Below are 1,474 nucleotides of genomic sequence, written 5' to 3'. Positions count from 1 at the left end.
TGGCGTTCGCGGGCTGTCACCACGGACCGCGCCCGGTGGACGGGCGCGGGCCGGCGGCCGCCTGGCCCGCCCCACCGCCGCCGAAGCCGGCCGCGGCATGGGCCGGCGCGCCGCCAGCCGAGCCCTTCGTGTCGGCGCATCCGGGGCGCCGGGCCGACCACGGCGATGGGCCGGGCCGACCACGGCGATGGGCCGGATCCCCGGCCCGATGCCGATGGCCATGGACCAGCACCGTCGGCAAATCCCTGGCGCCCCCGGGCGCCGGGCAACCGCTGCGCAACCCTGGCGCAGCGCCTCGGCCCGCCGCGGGCCATGCCGGACGGCCCCCGCCGTCAGACCACGCCGATGCGGCCCATCTCCAGGAATTTCTCCCGCCGCCGGGCCCGCAGCGTGGCGCCGTCATAGGCCAGCAGCGGCTCCAGGCTCTGCCACACCGTCTCCCCCACCGCGGCCACCGTCGCGGCCGGGTCGCGCTGGGCGCCGCCCATCGGCTCCGGCACCACCGCATCCACCAGGGCCAGGCGCTTCAGGTCCTCGGCCGTCAGCTTCAACGCCTCGGCCGCCGTCGCCGCCTGGGCCGAGTCGCGCCAGAGGATGCTGGCGCAGCCTTCCGGGCTGATCACCGAATAGACGCTGTGCTCCAGCATCAGCACCCGGTCGGCGGCCGCCAGCGCGATGGCGCCGCCCGACCCGCCTTCCCCGATGATGGTGGCGACGAAGGGCACGGGCGCTTCCAGGCAGGCCTCGATGGACCGGGCGATGGCCTCGGCCTGGCCGCGCGCCTCCGCCTCGATCCCCGGGAAGGCGCCGGCGGTGTCCACGAAGGACAGGATCGGCAGGCCGAAGCGGCCGGCCAGCTCGATGATCCGGCGCGCCTTGCGGTAGCCTTCCGGCCGCGCCATGCCGAAATTGTGCCGCACCCGGCTTTCGGTGTCGGCGCCCTTCTCGGTCCCCAGCACCGCCACCGCCCGGCCGCGGAACCGGCCGAGGCCGCCCACCACCGCCGCGTCGTCGGCGAAGGCGCGGTCGCCGGCCAGCGGCGTCCATTCCTCGATCAGCGCCCGGACATAGTCCAGGCATTTCGGCCGGTCCGGGTGCCGGGCGACCAGCGTCTTCTGCCAGGGGGAGAGCTTGGCATAGGTGCTGCGCAGCAGCCCCTGCGCCTTGTCGCGCAGCCGCGCCACCTCCTCGCCCAGGTCGATGCCGCCGGCATCGGTGGTGCGGCGGAGCTCCTCGATCTTGCCCTCGAGTTCGGCGATCGGCTTCTCGAAATCCAGGAAGTGGCGCATCGGGTCCCTGTGGCCCGCGCAGGGGCGGGGCGGGCAGATGGGAACGGGTCAGCGCCACGGCGCCGGCTGGCGCGCCGCGTGACCGGTCCCCCGGGGCGGCCGGGTTAGCGGAAAAGCGCCGGCGGCGGAAGCGGCGGGGCCACGCTGCCGCGGCCGGGGCAGCCGCCGGCCGAGCCGCCCGGCCC

Annotated in this window: 1 protein-coding gene; it reads right to left on the bottom strand. The window is 76.5% G+C overall.

Annotation, left to right across the window (positions count from 1 at the left end):
- Positions 1 to 332: 332 nt before the first annotated feature.
- Complete coding sequence (locus E2C05_RS31725; protein ID WP_133223579.1) at positions 333 to 1,289, bottom strand: acetyl-CoA carboxylase carboxyltransferase subunit alpha; 957 nt, start codon at positions 1,287 to 1,289, stop codon at positions 333 to 335.
- Positions 1,290 to 1,474 lie beyond the last annotated feature (185 nt).

It is taken from the genome of Paracraurococcus ruber (assembly GCF_004353985.1).
Lineage (GTDB): Bacteria > Pseudomonadota > Alphaproteobacteria > Acetobacterales > Acetobacteraceae > Paracraurococcus > Paracraurococcus ruber.
Note: the sequence above shows the minus strand (reverse complement) of the source record. Positions and strands in the feature narration are given on the sequence as shown.